Genomic DNA, 16,153 nt, shown 5'->3' on the forward strand with positions numbered 1-16,153 from the left:
AGTTTTCGAGCCGCAAAGATACGCGGCGGGCCTAGTACCAATGGTGCGAGATTTTGGTTCAGCCGCCGATTCCTCAACGCCCTCAAAACTGACTGACGAAGCGCTAGACTGCCTCGGCCAGCAGCGCGTTCAAATCGAGGGCGCGGGTGTACATCTGCACTTCGCCATCGGCCGTCATGGGCCATTCGGCGCGGGGCCGGTCCCAGTACAGCTCCACGCCATTGCCGTCGGGGTCGTCGAGGTAAATGGCTTCCGACACGCCGTGGTCGGCCGCGCCGGTAATGGGGTAGTCGGCCGCCACCAACTGCTTCAGCGCGCCCGCCAGCTCGGCCCGCGTGGCGTAGAGAATAGCGGTGTGGTACAGCCCCGCGCCCTGCTTGCGGGCGCGCGGCCCGCCCAGGCTGTTCCAAGTGTTGAGCCCGATGTGGTGATGGTAGCCACCGGCCGAAATAAAGGCTGCCTGCGGCCCAAAGCGCTGCATCAACGTAAAGCCTAGTACGCCGCAGTAAAACCCAAGCGCTTTGTCAAGGTCGGTTACTTGCAGGTGCACGTGGCCAATGCGCGTTTGAGCGGGTACTTGGTAAGCCGTGCTGGTTGAGGCCGTGTTGTTGGTTACGTTTTCCATAATGAAGAAAATTCAAAATCAATGTACCAACATCAATCCAAAATCGCTCCAAAAAAAAGCCCCGCCAAACTGGCAGGGCTTTCGAAAATAATGGTCACAAACAGCAGGGCTTTCGAATCTGCGTAATCCGTCAAATCCGTTAAAATCTGCGGTCTTACTTAAACGGCACGCTCGTCGCGCCTTCCTTCATCATGCTGGTGCCGGTGAGGTCGCGCACAATGGTGGCCTTAAGCGTGATTTTGGCGTCGCCGCTCACGTCGTTCGAAGTAATCGTCACGGCATCGCTCACCTGCCCGAGCTGGCGCTGGGTGTACAGCAGCTCCACCACTTCGCTCTGGCCGGGGGCCAGCGGGGCGGGGTTGGTTTTATAGCCCACGCAGTAGCAGCCCGACGACAGCGCCCCGAGCACCAGCTCGGTTTTGCCCGTGTTTTTGATGGTGAAGCGCGCCACCGGCTGCTGGCCGGCTTCCATCTTGCCGAAATCGTGGCTGCTGCGGTCGAGCACCAGGTGGGGCGAGGCCGCCAGCTGGGCCGGCGTGAGGGTGGGCTTAATCTGTTCTTTGGTCAGCACCGAGCCTTTGATGCTGAGAACCTTGCTAGGGTCGGCGGCATTACTGGTTACGGTCACGGTCTTGTTGAACACGCCGGGGCGGCCGGCACTGTTGTACATGGCCTTGATGACACCCATTTTGCCGGGCAGCACGGGCGTTTTGGTCCAGTCGGGGGTGGTGCAGCCGCAGCTGGCCTGCACGTTGGCGATGACGACGGGCTGGTTGCCGGTGTTCTTGAATTTGAACTCGTAGGTGGCCATCGTGCCCTCGGGCACGTTGCCAAAATCGTGGTTGTCGGTCGTGAACTGCATCACGCCCTGGGCGTGGCTGGCGCCGGCCAGCAGCAGCAGGCAAAGGGTAAAAAGCTTTTTCATAACAGAAAGAAAATCGAATAAGCGTCGCAGAAAAAGAAACCGCCGGGTGAACCTTCGGGCCCAGTTGCGCTACTAAATCAGCGGATTGAAGCGGCAGCTCGGCTGAAATAGTTCGGCCGGGCCCCCGTCACTTTCCTTGCCCAAATATACGGCCAAAGCCCCGGTGCCACCCACCCGGCCCCGATTCCGTATTTTTGTCGCCGGGTTCCGACCCGCCCCGCTCTATTCCAAATTCCCACTCCGCCCTTAGCCCGTATTTATGTCCGCTGCCGAAACCGTTGTGCCCACGCAGGCCGCGCCCCTCACCAAGGCCGATTTCCTTACCGATTACCGCCTGGCCTGGGAAAGCCGGCACGCCTCGCTGGCCGGCCGCAAGGAGGTGTTCATGGGCAAAGCCAAGTTTGGCATCTTCGGCGATGGCAAGGAAGTGCCCCAGTTGGCCATGGCCCGCGCCTTCCAGAACGGTGATTTCCGGGCCGGCTACTACCGCGACCAGACGTTTATGGTGGCCATCGGCCAGCTTACCTGGGAGCAGTATTTCGCCCAGCTCTACGCCAACCCCGACGTGGAGGCCGAGCCCGCCACCGCCGGCCGCGCCATGAACGGCCACTTCGCCACCCGCATGCTGGACGAAGACGGCAACCTGCGCGACCTCGCCCACACCAAAAACTCCTCGGCCGACATTTCGCCCACCGCCGGCCAGATGCCGCGCCTGCTGGGCATGGCCTACGCCTCCAAGCTGTTCCGCCAGAACCCCGAGCTGCACCAGTTCGACAGTCTTTCCACCAATGGCAACGAGGTAGCTTTCGGCACCATCGGCAACGCCAGCACGTCGGAAGGCATGTTTTTCGAGGCGTTGAATGCGGCCGGCGTACTGCAGGTGCCCATGCTGATGAGCGTGTGGGACGACCACTACGGCATCTCGGTGCCGGCCGAATACCAGACCACCAAGCAGAGCATCAGTGATATTATGATGGGCCTGCAGCGGGAGGGCGAAGGCCAGTCGGGCTTCGAGATTTACGTGGTGCGCGGCTGGGACTACGCCAGTTTGGTGGATACTTACCAGCGCGCTGCCGCCGTGTGCCGCGAACAGCACGTACCCGTCCTCATCCACGTCACCGAGCTCACGCAGCCGCAGGGCCACAGCACCAGCGGCTCGCACGAGCGCTACAAAAGCAAGGACCGCCTGGCCTGGGAAGAGGACCACGACTGCCTGCACAAGATGCGCGAGTGGCTGCTGGCCGAGGGCCACGCCACCGAGTTGGAGCTCGATGACATCGAGAAAGCCGCTGCGGCCGTCATCAAAACCGCTCGCACGGCTGCCTGGGCCGCCTTCTTCGACCCCATCAAGGCCGAGCGCGACGAGGCCGTGGCCATGCTGGACAAGCTGGTCGCCGCCACCGGCACCGAAAATTCGATGCATGAGCTGGTGGAGCAGTTGAAAGCCAACCCCACGCCCATTCGGGCCGATGTGGTGCGCACGCTGCGCCGCGCCCTGCGGGCCGTGCGCCACGAAAAGCGCAGCTTCGACCGCCGCGCCATTCAGCGCCACCTCGAGCAGTTGCTGGCCGAAAACGCCGACCGGTACAATTCCAACCTGTTCAGTCAGAGCGAGTGGGCCGTAGGTAATATTGAGGAAGTGCCCGCCGCTTACGCCGCCGATGCCGCGCAAGTCGACGGCCGCGAGGTACTGCAGGCCTGCTTCGATGCCAACTTCCAGCGCGACCCCAAAATCTTCGCCATTGGCGAAGACGTGGGCAAGATTGGCGACGTGAACCAGGCTTTTGCGGGTTTGCAGGACAAATTCGGCGAGCTGCGCGTGACCGACACTGGCATTCGGGAATGCACCATTGCCGGGCAGGGCATTGGCGCGGCCTTGCGCGGCCTGCGCCCCATCATCGAAATTCAGTATCTCGACTATCTGCTCTACGCCATCCAGATTCTGAGCGACGACCTGGCCTGCCTGCAATACCGCACCAAAGGCGGCCAGAAGGCGCCGCTGATTGTGCGCACCCGCGGACACCGGCTGGAAGGCGTGTGGCACTCGGGCTCGCCCATGCAGATGATTCTGGGCAGCATCCGGGGCATGCACTTGTGCGTGCCGCGCAACATGGTGCAGGCCGCCGGCTTCTACAACACGCTGCTGCGCAGCGACGAGCCGGCCATTGTGATTGAGTGCCTGAACGGCTACCGCCTGAAGGAAAAAACGCCCAGCAACGTAGGTGAATACACGCTGCCGCTGGGCCGCCCCGAAGTACTGCAAAAGGGCACCGACGTAACCGTGGTAACCTACGGCTCGATGTGCCGCATCGTGATGGACGCCGCCAAGCAGCTGGCCGAAGTAGGAATTTCGGTAGAAGTTATCGACGTGCAGACGCTGCTGCCTTTCGATACCGACCAGCTCATTGCCGACAGCTTGGCCAAAACCAACCGCGTGCTGTTTGCCGACGAGGACGTGCCCGGCGGGGCCACTGCCTACATGATGCAGCAGGTGCTCGATGGCCAGCAGGCCTACCGCTTCCTCGATGCGCAGCCGCGCTGCCTGGCCGCCCAGCCGCACCGCCCGGCCTATAGCTCCGACGGTGATTACTTCAGCAAACCCAACGCCGAGGACGTGTTCGACACCATTTACGAGATGATGAGCGAGGACGCCCCGGAGCAGTTCCCCGCGATTTATTAGGGCAAAAAAATAACGCTGGGCTTACGGGCCCAGCGTTATTTCAGTGGTTGTGACGGTGTTGCTTTGATGCATGGCCCGGTCCATGATGCTGATTTCGAACCGCATCACGTCGCCAATGGAATAAGAGCTTCGATTGAGGGGCAGCCGCAACTTGTAGCGGAGTGTGCCTTTTAGCGGGGCGGGTTTGGTATCGGTGGTGGTTTCGAGGCGGGGGTAGCGGCCATCATACTCACCAGGGTAGCCTCCCGGCGTGTAAAAAGCCACAAACTTGCCGCTTACTTTATCTTTCTTGAAAGGTTGAATAAAGTAGTTATTGCTGGTAGCCAAGTTGTTGTGGCCGCCGGTTTGGGCATTGTAGGGCGGTACTTTGGCATCGTCGGCATCGAGGCCAAGGTCGCCGTCACCGTCCTGAAAATCAACGGCAAATTCCAGCGTATCGCCGGGAGTAGCTCCCGGCACGGGCGGCGGAACATACGTCTGCTTTACCGAATTAAAGGTGATTACGGGCGTTACCGGGTAGTCGGGCGCTTTCAGGCAACTGCTGGTGCCGGCCCAGCCCAGGCCCAGCAAGGCCACCGCGCTCAGAGTACGAAACAGATTCATAAATACCAAAGAAGTAGGTTTAGGAGCCTAACGGCTGCCGCAGCCCCAAAGTACGTCTTCGCAACGAATAGTACGGTTGGTTGGTTCAGCTTTGGGTTCGTGCTGCATTACTGATTATGTCCTTCCGTTCCGATTTTATCCACGCCCTGCCGCAACTCACGCCCGCAGATTTCGAAGCCGCCGCGCTGGCGCTGTTCCGGCACCAGGCCGCGCACTGCCCGCCCTACGCGCAGTACTTGGCCCAACTGCGCCGCGACCCCGCTGCCGTGGCCTGCCTCACGGATATTCCCTTCCTGCCCATCGAGTTTTTCAAAACCCACGAGGTGCGAACCGCTGCGGCCGAGTGGCAGCCGCAGGAAGAATTTCTGAGCAGCGGCACGACGCTGCAGCAGCGCAGCCGCCACCTCGTGCGCGAGCCGGCCCTGTACCGCGAAAACGCGGCCCGCATTTTTGAGCAGTACTACGGCCCGCTCACGGGCTGGACGTTTCTGGCGCTGCTGCCCTCGTACCTGGAGCAGGGGAATTCGTCGCTGGTGGCCATGGTGGACTATTTCGCCCACCAATCAGGCCAGGCGCAGCCCGCGTTTTTCCTGCACGACCACGCCGCCCTGCGCGCCGCGTTAGCCGAAGCGAAGGCCCAGCCCGGCCGCCGGGTCATGCTCATCGGGGTGAGCTACGCGCTGCTCGATTTTGCCGCCGCTACCGGCCCCGCGCCCGAGCTGCAGGGCCTCACGGTGCTCGAAACCGGTGGCATGAAGGGCCGCCGCCGCGAAATGATTCGCGAGGAGCTACACCAGGAATTGCAGCAGGCCTTCGGCCCCGCGGGCATCCACTCCGAATACGGCATGACGGAGCTGCTGAGTCAGGCCTACTCGCTGGGCGACGGCCGCTTCCACTGTCCGCCGCCGCTGCGGGTGCTGCTGCGCGAGCCGTCGGACCCGTTCTCAGTCGCCGAATTTCGGCCCGATGGGGCTATCAATGTGATTGATTTGGCAAACGTGGATTCCTGCGCGTTCATCGAAACCAAGGACCTGGCCCGAATGCACCCGGACGGTTCGTTTGAGGTGCTGGGGCGGATGGATAATTCGGACGTGCGGGGGTGTAATCAGATGGTGTAGCTGCCAAACTTCGCACTATCTTGCAGTATAAACCTGTCGATATATAATTCAGATACATACAGCCGTACTTAGCTGTAATATCGAACGGTCAGAATTGGCAACATTCGCAAATAATACTTTTTCAAATGACTAAAGTGTATTCATTTATTCTCTTAGGGATATTAGCTTTTGGACTAAATAGTTGTGTTTTAAATTCTAAATTCTCACAGTCAAGCAACTATCAAGAAGCTCAGAAAGTATCCGATTTGCATCTGGTAGTGATTGGGGATAAGGACACGAAAGAAGCCATGAATTATGTGAGTCAATTTCTAGCAGACTCATTAATAAAAAATAAAATAAACACGTCTAAAGCTTACAACTGTTGCCGTGATAAAGACACTGATATGAATGCCTTCATATTAAATATGTTGCCGACTGACCATAAGCCGGATAATGTATTGACGGTGGCAGTTTCAAAAGTTGTTGTTGGGTATGGTACAACGAGTTCACGTGAATTTCAATTAGACCTATTCAATACAGCTTCTCAATCCCATACTTGGAACGGTAGAGTATTGGTAAATATGTCTTGGTTTGTTTCAGACCAGAATTACAGAGACTTTGCCAAGACTTTGACCAAGGCAATAATGATAGAATTGAGAAAGAAGAGGATTGTGTAGCAATACCGCTGATATGACAAGAAGCTACATTAAAAAAGCAGCGCCAGAATCAACCGATTCTGGCGCTGCTTTCTTGCTTCTAAAAGAATCTGCTACTTCCCCGCAAACGCCTTGGCGTCGCCTTCCGAAATCGTGTCGTCGCTCATAATGACGAGGCGCTCGACCACGTTGCGCAGCTCGCGGATGTTGCCGCGCCAGTCAAGGCCTTTGAGGTACTCTAAGGCGGCGGGGGCTACTTTCTTGGGCTTGTTGCCGTAGTCGGCGGCGATGTCGTTGAGGAACTTCTGAATCAGGTCGGGGATGTCTTCGCGGCGGTCGTTGAGGGCGGGCACCTGGATGAGGATGACTGAGAGGCGGTGGTAAAGGTCTTCGCGGAAGTTGCGGTCGGCGATTTCCTGCATCAGGTCCTTGTTGGTGGCGGCGAGCACACGCACGTTCACCGAGATTTCCTTTTCGCCGCCTACGCGGGTGATTTTGTTTTCTTGTAGGGCGCGCAACACCTTGGCCTGGGCCGAGAGGCTCATGTCGCCGATTTCGTCGAGGAACAGGGTGCCGCCGTCGGCCTGCTCGAACTTGCCGATTCGCTGCTTTACGGCCGAGGTGAAGGAGCCTTTTTCGTGGCCGAACAGCTCGCTTTCAATCAGCTCCGACGGGATGGCGGCGCAGTTTACTTCCACCATCGGGCCATTGGCGCGGTTGCTGAGCTCGTGCAGCTGGCGGGCCACCATTTCCTTGCCCGCGCCGTTGGGGCCGGTGATGAGCACGCGGGCATCGGTGGGCGCTACTTTCTCGATGGCTTTGCGCACGGCGCCGAGGGCGGCCGAATTGCCCACCATTTCCGAGCCCTTCGTGACGGAGAGCTTCTTTTTCAGCGTCTTGGTTTCCGTCACGAGTTTGGTGCGGTCGAGGGCGTTGCGCACCGTCACGAGCAGGCGGTTCAGGTCCGGCGGCTTGGAAAGGAAGTCGTACGCGCCTTTTTTGGTGGCATCGACGGCGGTTTCGATGTTGCCGTGGGCCGATACCATGATGAAGGCCGCGTCGGTGCCCATGGCCTGGGCGCGGGTGAGGACTTCGAGGCCGTCCATTTTGGGCATGCGGATGTCGCAGAGCACCACGTCGTACTTCTGCTGGATGAGCAGGTCGAGGCCGGCGGGGCCGTCTTCGGCCTGGTCAACGGTGTAGTTTTCGAATTCCAGAATCTCCTTCAGCGTGTTGCGGATGGCTTTTTCGTCGTCGATGATTAGAATGCGGGGCATAGGGGCGGGAACGGAAATAGATGCAAACAGGGAGGCGCGAAGGTAACGAAAAGCAGCGCTAGGAGTTTAAGTAGCCATTGTTCCTAATCGGGCTTTACAGTGCGTCTGTCATCCTGAGCGCAGCGAAGGACCTTCTCACGTTCGCAGAATTCTTCTCAATAGTGATTCAGTCGTGAGAAGGTCCTTCGCTGCGCTCAGGATGACAGATTTCCCAACAAGTTTCACTGCTTTACCTTCGCCTAATCCAACCCCAATTCTCTCCATGAATAACAACCTAACCCGCCCGCTGCTGCTCGCCACGGCGCTGGCCGGCAGCTTCAGCCTCTACTCCCTCACGCAAAAAGCAACCCTGGCCCCCGACCCCAACAACGCCGGCCTGAAGCTACCCGCTGGTTTCGGCGCATTGGTGGTGGCCGAAACCGGCGGCCACGCCCGGCACCTGGCCGTGACGCCCCAGGGCACCATCTACGTAAAGCTCAACAGCCCCAAAAACGGCAAGGGCATTCTGGCGCTGCACCCCGGGGCCAACGGCAAAGCGGCGGCTGTTACGACGGGTTTCGGCAGCTACGGCGGCACGGGCATTTATGCTAAGGATAACTACTTATATGCGTCGTCGGATGAGGAGGTGTTTCGCTACAAGCTCGATGCGAAAGGGGAGGTGACCAACCCCGCGCAGCCCGAGAAAATCGTGACTGGGCTCATTAACCGCCGCCAGCACGAGAGCAAATCCATTGTGCTCGACAACGCGGGCAACCTGTACGTGAACATCGGGGCCTACTCGAACTCCTGCCAGGTGAAGGACCGGGAGCGCGGCTCGCTGGGCCGCCAGAACTGCCCGGTGCTGGATTCGGCCGGCGGCATCTGGCAGTTCCGCGCCGATAAGGCCAACCAGAACTACGGCACGGGCACGCGCTACGCCACCGGCCTGCGCAACGTGGTGGGCCTCGACTGGAACCAGCAGAACAACCAGCTTTTCGTGATGCAGCACGGCCGCGACCAGCTGCACGACAACTTCCCGGCTCTGTACGACGACAAGCAGTCGGCCGAACTGCCCGCCGAATGCATGTATGCCCTGAACAAAGGTGCCAACGCCGGCTGGCCCTACCTGTACTACGACGGCCAGAAGAAGCAAAAAATGCTGCCCCCCGAGTACGGCGGTGACGGCAAGAAGCTCGCCGACCCCAAGTACCTCGACCCCGTGGCCGCCTACCCCGCCCACACCGCTCCCGACGGCCTACTGTTCTACACCGGCACCATGTTTCCGGAGAGGTATCGCAACGGCGCGTTCATCGCCTTCCACGGCTCCTGGAACCGCGCCCCCGAGCCCCAGAAGGGCTATTACGTGGTGTTCCAGCCATTCAAAAATGGCAAGCCTTCGGGCGAGTGGGAAGTATTCGCCGACAACTTTGCCGGTACCGCCGCCAAAGCCGCCGCCGGCCGCGCCGACCACAAGCCCTGCGGCCTGGCCCAGGGCCCCGACGGCTCGCTCTACGTGAGCGACGACAAGGCCGGCACCATCTACCGCATTATGTACACCAAGAAATAAGCCGTGTTCGTGAAGAATTTCCTCGCCGGGCTGGCCCTCTGCGCCGCCATTGCCGCGCCCGTCGCCGCCCAGAAAAAACCAGCGGCCAAAGCTCCCGCTAAGAAAGCCGCCAGCACCATTCCGGCCCCGCTGCTGGCCCAGGGCAGTTCAGTTTACAAACAATACTGCCTGACCTGTCACCTGGCCGACGGCCTGGGCGTGGACGGCATGAACCCGCCACTGGCCAAAACCGACTACGTGCTGGGCGACAAAACCCGCCTCACCAAAGTGCTGCTCAACGGCCTGCAGGGCGTCGACATTAACGGCGAGCAGTACCGCGGCGTGATGCCTGCCCAGGCGACGCTCACCGATGCCCAGATTGCGGCGGTGCTCACTTACGTGCGCAACTCGTTCGGCAACAAGGCCAGTGCCGTGAGCGCAGCCGAGGTGAAGGCTGTACGGGCAGGGAAGTAAGCTGTAGCCCTGACGTTGCGCCTCACCCCCCGGCCCCCTCTCCGGTGGAGAGGGGGAGTCTGACGCTAATTCATATCGTAAATCGTTTGGCTCCCCTCTCCCCCGGAGAGGGGCCGGGGGTGAGGCGCAACGCCCGCTAAAACCAAAAAGGCCCCTTCCGTGCGGAAGGGGCCTTTTTACATGGTGTGATGGGTCTGTAAGCCGGGTTTTGTCCGGGGCCGAAGCCCCTGCCTCACCATTTATCTAGGCCAGTCGTTGCCGAAAGGCTCCATCAACCTACCCGCTGGCGCCGAACGAGCCGCCCGGAGCCGATGCGGCCGAAGCCGCGCCGGCGTACCAGCTTATTTGGTCTTTCAACCCCTGAGGTTTACCCAGCCGGGACGGTCACCCGCCCGCTGGTGCGCTCTTACCGCACCTTTTCACCCTTACCGTTAGGGAGTGTTGAGGGTTGAGTTATAAGGGCTGAATTAAAAACTCAACCCTCAACATTCAACACTTAAAACTCCCGTCAGGCGGTAATTTTCTGTGGCACTCGCTGTCCTGGGTTGCGTTATGCGCGCCAGTCCTTCCCGTTAGGAAGCAAGGTGCTCTGCGTTGCCCGGACTTTCCTCGTCGCCCGAGAGCGCCGCGGTGAGGCGACCCATCACGCGGGCAAAGATAGAACAAGTACAGGGAATCAGGTCGAAGTATTAATGATATGGAGTGAGGCCGAGTAAAACGGATACACTGATTCCGTCAGGAGCCAGAAAGTAATAAGCGCATAAAAACGGAAACACTATACTAACCGCAAGAAATAAAGAGTGTGCTAATGTCAAGTTGAAAATGGCAGCTCTTTTTTCATTTTTAGATAGAAGCATCTCTCCTAAATAATAAGGGAGAATGACCGAAAATAACATATAAATAGCAGGCGGGCCAAATACATAAATGCTGCCGGAAAATTTCCACATTACAAGCGGCCAAATTATCGCGAATAGGGCCAAAAAAACTCCCAACAATATTTTCAAACCAGAAATCTGTGCGGATTTTGCCAATGCATATACCGCTTTGCCCCAAACAAATAAGCAGGGTAGAAATAATAAAATAAGCCCATTTAAATTATCAGATTACTTCCCCTCCCACACATTATCCTTCGGGTAGCTGTCGGGCACGAGGGTGCTGCCCAGGGTGATGCGCCGGATGGGCTGCTTGCTGACCACGGGCACCGTGACGAAGGTTTCGCCGCTTTCCCAGAAGCTGATGCTGCGGTGCAGCTTCTGGGTGGTGTTGTCGGCGAAGGTGAGGGTGAGGTCGACGGGGACGGGCTTGCGGCCGTGGGCTTCGATGCGGATGTCGTAGCCGGGCGCGGTTTTCTCGACGCGGGCGATGGCCAGGTCGGGGTAGCCGCCCTCGAAAAACCAGCGCTGCCAGAACCAGTTCAGGTCGCGGCCCGCGCCTGTGTTCATGCTGTTGAAGAAGTCGGGCGGCAGCGGGTGCTTGCCGTTCCAGTTGCGAATGTAGGTGTGCAGGGCCTTGGTGAACAGCTCGTCGCCGAGCATATCGCGCACGTAGAGGTAGCCCAGGCCGGGCTTGGGGTAGGAGTTGAGGAAGGACGGCACGCCGCTCAGCTGGGTGGTGAGCGTGACGATGGGCGCGTCCTGCTCGGTGTCGGCAAACTGGGCGTAGCGGGCAATGCCGTAGTCGTCGTCGAGCTTCGGCTCGATGATGCTTGACAAAACCCACTCGCCGATGGTGGCCCAGCCCTCGTCCATCCAGCCGTACTTGGTTTCGTTGATGCCCATGTAGAAAGGGAACATCGTGTGGAAGATTTCGTGGTCGGTGAGGGTGATGGCGTCGTCGCGGGTGTCGGTAGGGTTGTCGTTCACCATCATCGGGTACTCCATCTGGTCGAGGCCATCGAACACGGTTTCGTGGGCGTAGGGGTAGGGCCAGCGCGGGAAGGTGTAGCTCATGGCCTCCACCGTTTTGCGCGCAAACTGGATGACTTCCTCGTAGTCCTTGTGCTTGGCGCTGTACACGGCATCGACGCGGGTGCGGCGCTTGGTGGCGGGGTCGACGACCAGGCTGGTGCTCTGCCAGGTGTAGTGGTCGGCGGTGGCAAACACGAAGTCCGTCACATTCTTCGCCTCGAAGCGCCAAGTGTTCTGGGGTTTGGCGGCGGTGATGCCGCGCTGCTGGGCCTCAACCGGGCTGATGATGGTGGTGATGGCGTCCTTCTGCTCAGCCTCCTTCAGGCGCTGGGCGTACTTGGGCGCGAGCACCTGGGCGGCGTTGGCGAGGTCGCCGGTGGCCCACACCACAAAATCCTTCGGCACGGTGATGGCAGCTTTGAAGTTGGCGAAGTCGTTGTAAAACTCCGCGTCGCCGGTGTAGGGCAGCTTGTTCCAGCCGTCGAGGTCGTCGTACACGGCGATGCGGGGGAAGAAGTAGGCCACGAAATCCGCGCCCGGCTCCACCTCGCCGGTGCGCTGGTGCGAGCCCTTGTTCAGGAGGTAGGAGTAGGCCACGCGCACGGTGGCCGTGGCGTGGGCGGCCACCGGCTGGGCCAGCTTCACCGGCAGGTTGGTGGCCTGCACGGGCAGCTTCTTCACGTCAAACGTCTCGCCGTTGATGCTTAGGGCCGAGATGCTCACGCCCGCGCTCACGTCCTCGGGCGCGATGGCGCGGCTGCGGGGCGCGCCCTTCTGGTAGAGGTTGGGGTAGAGCTTGAACCAGATTTGCGGCAGCGCGTCGGGGCTGTTGTTGACGTACTTGATGTCGACGGTGCCGGCCACGCGGCGGGTGGCGGGGTCGAACGAGACGTTGAGGTCGTAGTCGGCGGTGTTCTGCCAGTAGTTGGGGCCGGGCGCGCCGGTGGCGCTGCGGGTGCCCTTTTCAAACAGGGACTGAAAATTACGGGCCAGGGGCAGCGGGTTCTGGGCCAGGGCGGGGGCGGCCAGCAGCAGCAGGGCAAAACGGAGGAAACGCATGAGGCGGGAGAAGCGAAAGAAGCGGCAGCAGCGCCGCTAAAGCCCAAAGGAACGGCGGGCAGTGCGAAAGGTCAATTGGCGGGTGCGTCCGAGGTAGGGCCTGCCCCCGCCCGCGCGGTCACCCCATTGCACCGATTCCGTTCAACGCCTGGGCGGGGGCAGGCCCCGCCCCTACGCCGGTCAGCCTTTTATCCCCGTCACGCGCACCAGCCCCGCCGGCGTGAGCACCTGCTCGCCGTGCCAGCGGTAGGCCACCAACTCGCCGCCGCGGGCCACGCTGTAATCGAGGCATACGGAGTGGGGCGTGAGCAGCCGGGGCTCGCCGCGCAGCCAGTAGTGGCCGAAAAAGACGGGCGTTTCGTCCTGGTAGTAGCTGGCGTTGGGCAGGGCGGCCACGTCCACGGGCTGGCCGGCCAGCACCTCGATGGGCTCCAGGTAATAATCGTCGTAGGTGGCGGCGGCCGGGTCGCGCCACCAGGCGGTGCGCATGCGGGTGCGGCGGTGGCCGTCTTTGTCGAAGAAGTGGATGTCGTCGGGCAGAATGGTTTCGTGGCCTTTGAGGGTGATTTCCACGGCATCCATCTCCGCCGAGCCCGGACGGCTGGCGCGCAGCAGGAACTCGGGCGTGAGGCGGTCGTCGGGCAGCCACTGGCGCAGCTGGGCAATGTAGCGGGCATCCCAGCAGGCGTGCACCACGCGCAGCCCGGGCAGCTCCAGAAACAGCGGCAGCGTGTAGAACCACTTCAGGTAATCGAGCCACTCGGCAAACAGCTCCTTGCTGCGGAATTCCTTAATCGTTTCGAGGTGCTGGATGATGTGGACGGGCTTGTGCGGCCGCAGGTGCCCGCCGGTGGGGTCGAAGGTCCAAAATGCCAAGGCATTGTACTCGTGGTTGCCCATCACGGCCAGCGCGCTGCCGCCGTCCACCATACCGCGCACAATTTGCAGGGTTTCGCGGATGGCCAGGCCGCGGTCGATGAAGTCGCCTACGAAGATGACCTGCCGGCCGCCGGCGTGGCGGTACACGCCGTGAGCATCGGGGGCGTAGTCGAGCTGCTGCAGTAGCTGCCGCAGCTCGGCCGCGTGGCCGTGGAGGTCGCCGATGAGGTCGTACATGGGGCGAGGGGGAAGAGGATGGGGAAGATGGGAAAAGAGAAACAAAAGAACGTCATGCTGAGCACAGCCGAAGCATCTCTACCGCAGGCGTAATCCAACCGAGAAGATTAGTTGCGCGGTAGAGATGCTTCGGCTGCGCTCAGCATGACGCTTCTGCTATACATCAGCCCCGGCCCGCCTACCCCGGCAAACACGCCACCACGCTGAACCCCGTGGCCTCGGCCACAAAGTGCAGGGCTCCACCCACGGCCTCGGCGCGCTGGCGCATGTTGGCCAGGCCGTGGCCGCCGGAGCGGGCGGTGGCCGCCGGGCCGGGGGCATCGTCGCGCACCGAGAGACAGAGCTGGCTGCCCTCTTTGCTGAGCCGCACCGTAACGCGGGTAGCCGCTTGGGCGTGCTTCACCACATTGTGCAGCGCTTCCTTGTAAATGAGATAGAGGTTCTGGCACACGGCCACGCCGGGCTGCAGGGCAGCGGCGGCCGGACTCACGGCAAAATCGACGGCCAGGGGAGTGGCGGCCAGCACCTCGTGGGCGTGGTCGCGCATGTGGGCCAGCACCTCGGGCAGCTCGGCCGACGACTGGTGCAGGCCCCACACCACGTCGGCCATCTGGCGGGCGGCGCGGCGGCTGGTGTCGCTCAGGCGGTTGAGGCGGGCCAGGGTGGCTTCGGGCGGGGCGGGCGTTTCGCGCAGCAGGTCACTTTGCAGGCTGATTTGGGTGAGCAGCGCGCCCACGTCGTCGTGCAGGTCGGCGGCCAGGCGCTGGCGCAGGGCCGCGTCGTGGGCCTGCTGGCGCAGCTGTTGCCGCCGCCGATAGCGCCAGAACAGCCAGCCGGCTCCCAGCACCACGCCCAGTACCAGCGTGCCAATGCCAACTAATTGGCGCTGCGTTTGCAGCCGTTCCAGCTCCTGCTGCTGGCGCACCACGTTCAGCTCCATCTGGGTGCGCGAGCGGGCGGCGCGGGCCTGCACGGCGGCCAGCCGGCGGCGGTTGTCTTCGCCCCCGATGCTGTCGGCGTAGGCCCCGGCCAGGGCCTGATACTGGTAGGCCACGTGGCCCTGCCCCAGGCGGTCGTGGGCCTGGGCCAGCACCTGGGCCGCATCGCGGGCCTGCGGGCGCAGGTGGCTGGGCTGGGCCACGGCCAGGGCGCGGGCCGCGTAGGCCCGGGCGCTGTCGGCCTGGGCGGGCAGCCAGGCGCGGGCCAGCAGCAGGCCGGCCCGCGCCTCCTGCTCGGGCCGAGCAACGGCGTGCGTTTGGCGCAGCAATTCCTGGCCGGCCCGGCGGGCCGCCGCGTATTCGCCCAACCGCTCGGTCATCTCGGCCATGCTCAGCTGCATATCCATCAGACCTAGCTTGTTGAATACCGTGGTGTAGGCCGCCAGGGCCTGGCGGTACTGGTCGCGGGCGGCGCGCCACTGCTGCTGCTGGCGGCTCAGGTCGCCGGCCACCTGAAAAAGGTAGCCGGTCGAAATCAGGTCGTGGGCGGCGGGGGCCAGAGGACGGGCCTCGGCCACGTAGGCGTGGGCGGTAGCGTACTCGCCCAGCGCCAGTTCGATGCGGGCCGCCAGCACCAATTGAAACAGCAGCACCCGGGGGCTGCCCAGCTCACGGGCCAGGGCCAGCCCGTCCAGGCTGGGGCCAAGGGCGGCGGCGTAGTTGCCCTGCTCCTGGTAGATGCGGGCCAGGTTGTAGTACACCCGCGTCTGGGTGTAATGGTTGCCAGTGCGGGCGGCCAGGGGCAGGGCCTGCTTCGCGTAATAAATGGCCGAGTCGTACTGGCTGTGCGCGCGCTGGTAGTAGCTCAAGTTGAAGTAAGCTTCGAGCAGCCCGCGCTCAAAGCGCAACGGCCGGGCCAGCCGCAGCGCCTGCCGCGTGAGCAGCAGCGAGGTATCGGCCGCGTTCACGCGCAGGGCAAAGGCCAGGGTGTTGAGGCGGCTCACGCGCTGAGTGTCGGGGCGCAGGTCGCGGGCCAGCAGGCGATTCAGGCTGTCGCGCAGCACCCGCTGGCGGGCCAGCGGCAGGGGCGGCCCCTGCGCCCGGGCAGCCCCGGCAGCGGCCAGCAGCCCCAGTAGCAGCGCAAAACCGGCCAGACAGTGCCGCAAGCCGGCAAGCGAAACGCCCGAGGGGGTAGAGGTTGTGTGCATAAATGGCGGCGGGTGGCTGGGCTGTGGCAGCAGAACCAGCCGGCTCTGCTGCGGATTTATCGG

The 16,153-nt window shown here is 61.8% G+C and carries 12 protein-coding genes and 1 other RNA gene; 5 read left to right on the top strand and 8 right to left on the bottom strand.

The window, feature by feature from the left end; genetic code table 11:
- Window positions 1-103 precede the first annotated feature (103 nt).
- A complete protein-coding gene (locus MON38_RS07305) occupies window positions 104-625 on the bottom strand; it encodes a VOC family protein (RefSeq protein WP_241935504.1) in 522 nt (173 codons plus the stop codon).
- A gap of 154 nt (window positions 626-779) precedes the next feature.
- The gene (locus MON38_RS07310; protein WP_241935505.1) at window positions 780-1,550 is read right to left on the bottom strand and encodes a DUF1573 domain-containing protein; all 771 of its coding nucleotides are present in this window, start codon (window positions 1,548-1,550) and stop codon (window positions 780-782) included.
- Between the two features lie 259 nt (window positions 1,551-1,809).
- On the opposite strand from MON38_RS07310, the gene MON38_RS07315 reads away from it, so the two are divergent.
- Entirely contained in the window at window positions 1,810-4,230 is a 2,421-nt protein-coding gene (locus MON38_RS07315; RefSeq protein ID WP_241935506.1) for an alpha-ketoacid dehydrogenase subunit alpha/beta, read from the top strand.
- A gap of 21 nt (window positions 4,231-4,251) precedes the next feature.
- Here the strand turns inward: MON38_RS07315 and MON38_RS07320 are convergent, their stop codons facing one another.
- Window positions 4,252-4,833 carry a hypothetical protein gene (locus MON38_RS07320; protein ID WP_241935507.1) on the bottom strand — a complete coding sequence of 194 codons (582 nt, stop codon included), beginning with the start codon at window positions 4,831-4,833 and terminating at the stop codon, window positions 4,252-4,254.
- Window positions 4,834-4,949: 116 nt separating this feature from the next.
- Between MON38_RS07320 and MON38_RS07325 the strand changes: the two genes are divergently transcribed.
- Complete coding sequence (locus MON38_RS07325) at window positions 4,950-5,951, top strand: acyl-CoA synthetase family protein (RefSeq protein WP_241935508.1); 1,002 nt, start codon at window positions 4,950-4,952, stop codon at window positions 5,949-5,951.
- A 125-nt stretch (window positions 5,952-6,076) separates the two neighbouring features.
- Window positions 6,077-6,607 carry a hypothetical protein gene (locus MON38_RS07330; RefSeq protein ID WP_241935509.1) on the top strand — a complete coding sequence of 177 codons (531 nt, stop codon included), beginning with the start codon at window positions 6,077-6,079 and terminating at the stop codon, window positions 6,605-6,607.
- Window positions 6,608-6,699: 92 nt separating this feature from the next.
- Here MON38_RS07330 and MON38_RS07335 read toward each other — a convergent pair whose 3' ends face one another.
- Window positions 6,700-7,863, bottom strand: a complete 1,164-nt coding sequence (locus MON38_RS07335; protein ID WP_241935510.1) for a sigma-54-dependent transcriptional regulator — start codon at window positions 7,861-7,863, stop codon at window positions 6,700-6,702.
- A 262-nt stretch (window positions 7,864-8,125) separates the two neighbouring features.
- On the opposite strand from MON38_RS07335, the gene MON38_RS07340 reads away from it, so the two are divergent.
- Together MON38_RS07340 and MON38_RS07345 are read left to right on the top strand one after the other, a co-directional pair.
- On the top strand, window positions 8,126-9,409 hold the full coding sequence (locus tag MON38_RS07340) for a PQQ-dependent sugar dehydrogenase (protein ID WP_241935511.1): 1,284 nt from the start codon (window positions 8,126-8,128) through the stop codon (window positions 9,407-9,409).
- Window positions 9,410-9,418: 9 nt separating this feature from the next.
- Window positions 9,419-9,862, top strand: coding sequence for a c-type cytochrome (locus MON38_RS07345; RefSeq protein ID WP_241935512.1), 444 nt, complete (start codon window positions 9,419-9,421; stop codon window positions 9,860-9,862).
- Window positions 9,863-10,043: 181 nt separating this feature from the next.
- Here MON38_RS07345 and rnpB read toward each other — a convergent pair.
- The 4 genes from rnpB to MON38_RS07365 form a co-directional block, all read right to left on the bottom strand.
- Window positions 10,044-10,509: RNase P RNA component class A (gene rnpB / locus MON38_RS07350), an RNA gene on the bottom strand.
- A 456-nt stretch (window positions 10,510-10,965) separates the two neighbouring features.
- Window positions 10,966-12,828, bottom strand: a complete 1,863-nt coding sequence (locus tag MON38_RS07355) for a M1 family metallopeptidase (protein WP_241935513.1) — start codon at window positions 12,826-12,828, stop codon at window positions 10,966-10,968.
- 180 nt (window positions 12,829-13,008) lie between these two features.
- Window positions 13,009-13,944: a metallophosphoesterase gene (locus MON38_RS07360; RefSeq protein WP_241935514.1), complete on the bottom strand. Its 936-nt coding sequence runs from the start codon at window positions 13,942-13,944 to the stop codon at window positions 13,009-13,011.
- A gap of 178 nt (window positions 13,945-14,122) precedes the next feature.
- Window positions 14,123-16,090 (bottom strand): histidine kinase, encoded by a 1,968-nt coding sequence (locus tag MON38_RS07365; protein WP_241935515.1) that lies wholly within the window; start codon window positions 16,088-16,090, stop codon window positions 14,123-14,125.
- Window positions 16,091-16,153: the final 63 nt, after the last annotated feature.

The sequence above is a fragment of the Hymenobacter cyanobacteriorum genome, from assembly GCF_022631375.1.
Classification (GTDB): domain Bacteria; phylum Bacteroidota; class Bacteroidia; order Cytophagales; family Hymenobacteraceae; genus Hymenobacter; species Hymenobacter cyanobacteriorum.

Excerpts from the sequence above, each read along its gene's own strand:
- MON38_RS07305 (WP_241935504.1), bottom strand. The coding sequence starts at position 625 with ATGGAAAACGTAACCAACAACACGGCCTCAACCAGCACGGCTTACCAA.
- MON38_RS07310 (WP_241935505.1), bottom strand. The coding sequence starts at position 1,550 with ATGAAAAAGCTTTTTACCCTTTGCCTGCTGCTGCTGGCCGGCGCCAGC.
- MON38_RS07315 (WP_241935506.1), top strand. The coding sequence starts at position 1,810 with ATGTCCGCTGCCGAAACCGTTGTGCCCACGCAGGCCGCGCCCCTCACC.
- MON38_RS07320 (WP_241935507.1), bottom strand. The coding sequence starts at position 4,833 with ATGAATCTGTTTCGTACTCTGAGCGCGGTGGCCTTGCTGGGCCTGGGC.
- MON38_RS07325 (WP_241935508.1), top strand. The coding sequence starts at position 4,950 with ATGTCCTTCCGTTCCGATTTTATCCACGCCCTGCCGCAACTCACGCCC.
- MON38_RS07330 (WP_241935509.1), top strand. The coding sequence starts at position 6,077 with ATGACTAAAGTGTATTCATTTATTCTCTTAGGGATATTAGCTTTTGGA.
- MON38_RS07335 (WP_241935510.1), bottom strand. The coding sequence starts at position 7,863 with ATGCCCCGCATTCTAATCATCGACGACGAAAAAGCCATCCGCAACACG.
- MON38_RS07340 (WP_241935511.1), top strand. The coding sequence starts at position 8,126 with ATGAATAACAACCTAACCCGCCCGCTGCTGCTCGCCACGGCGCTGGCC.
- MON38_RS07355 (WP_241935513.1), bottom strand. The coding sequence starts at position 12,828 with ATGCGTTTCCTCCGTTTTGCCCTGCTGCTGCTGGCCGCCCCCGCCCTG.
- MON38_RS07360 (WP_241935514.1), bottom strand. The coding sequence starts at position 13,944 with ATGTACGACCTCATCGGCGACCTCCACGGCCACGCGGCCGAGCTGCGG.
- MON38_RS07365 (WP_241935515.1), bottom strand. The coding sequence starts at position 16,090 with ATGCACACAACCTCTACCCCCTCGGGCGTTTCGCTTGCCGGCTTGCGG.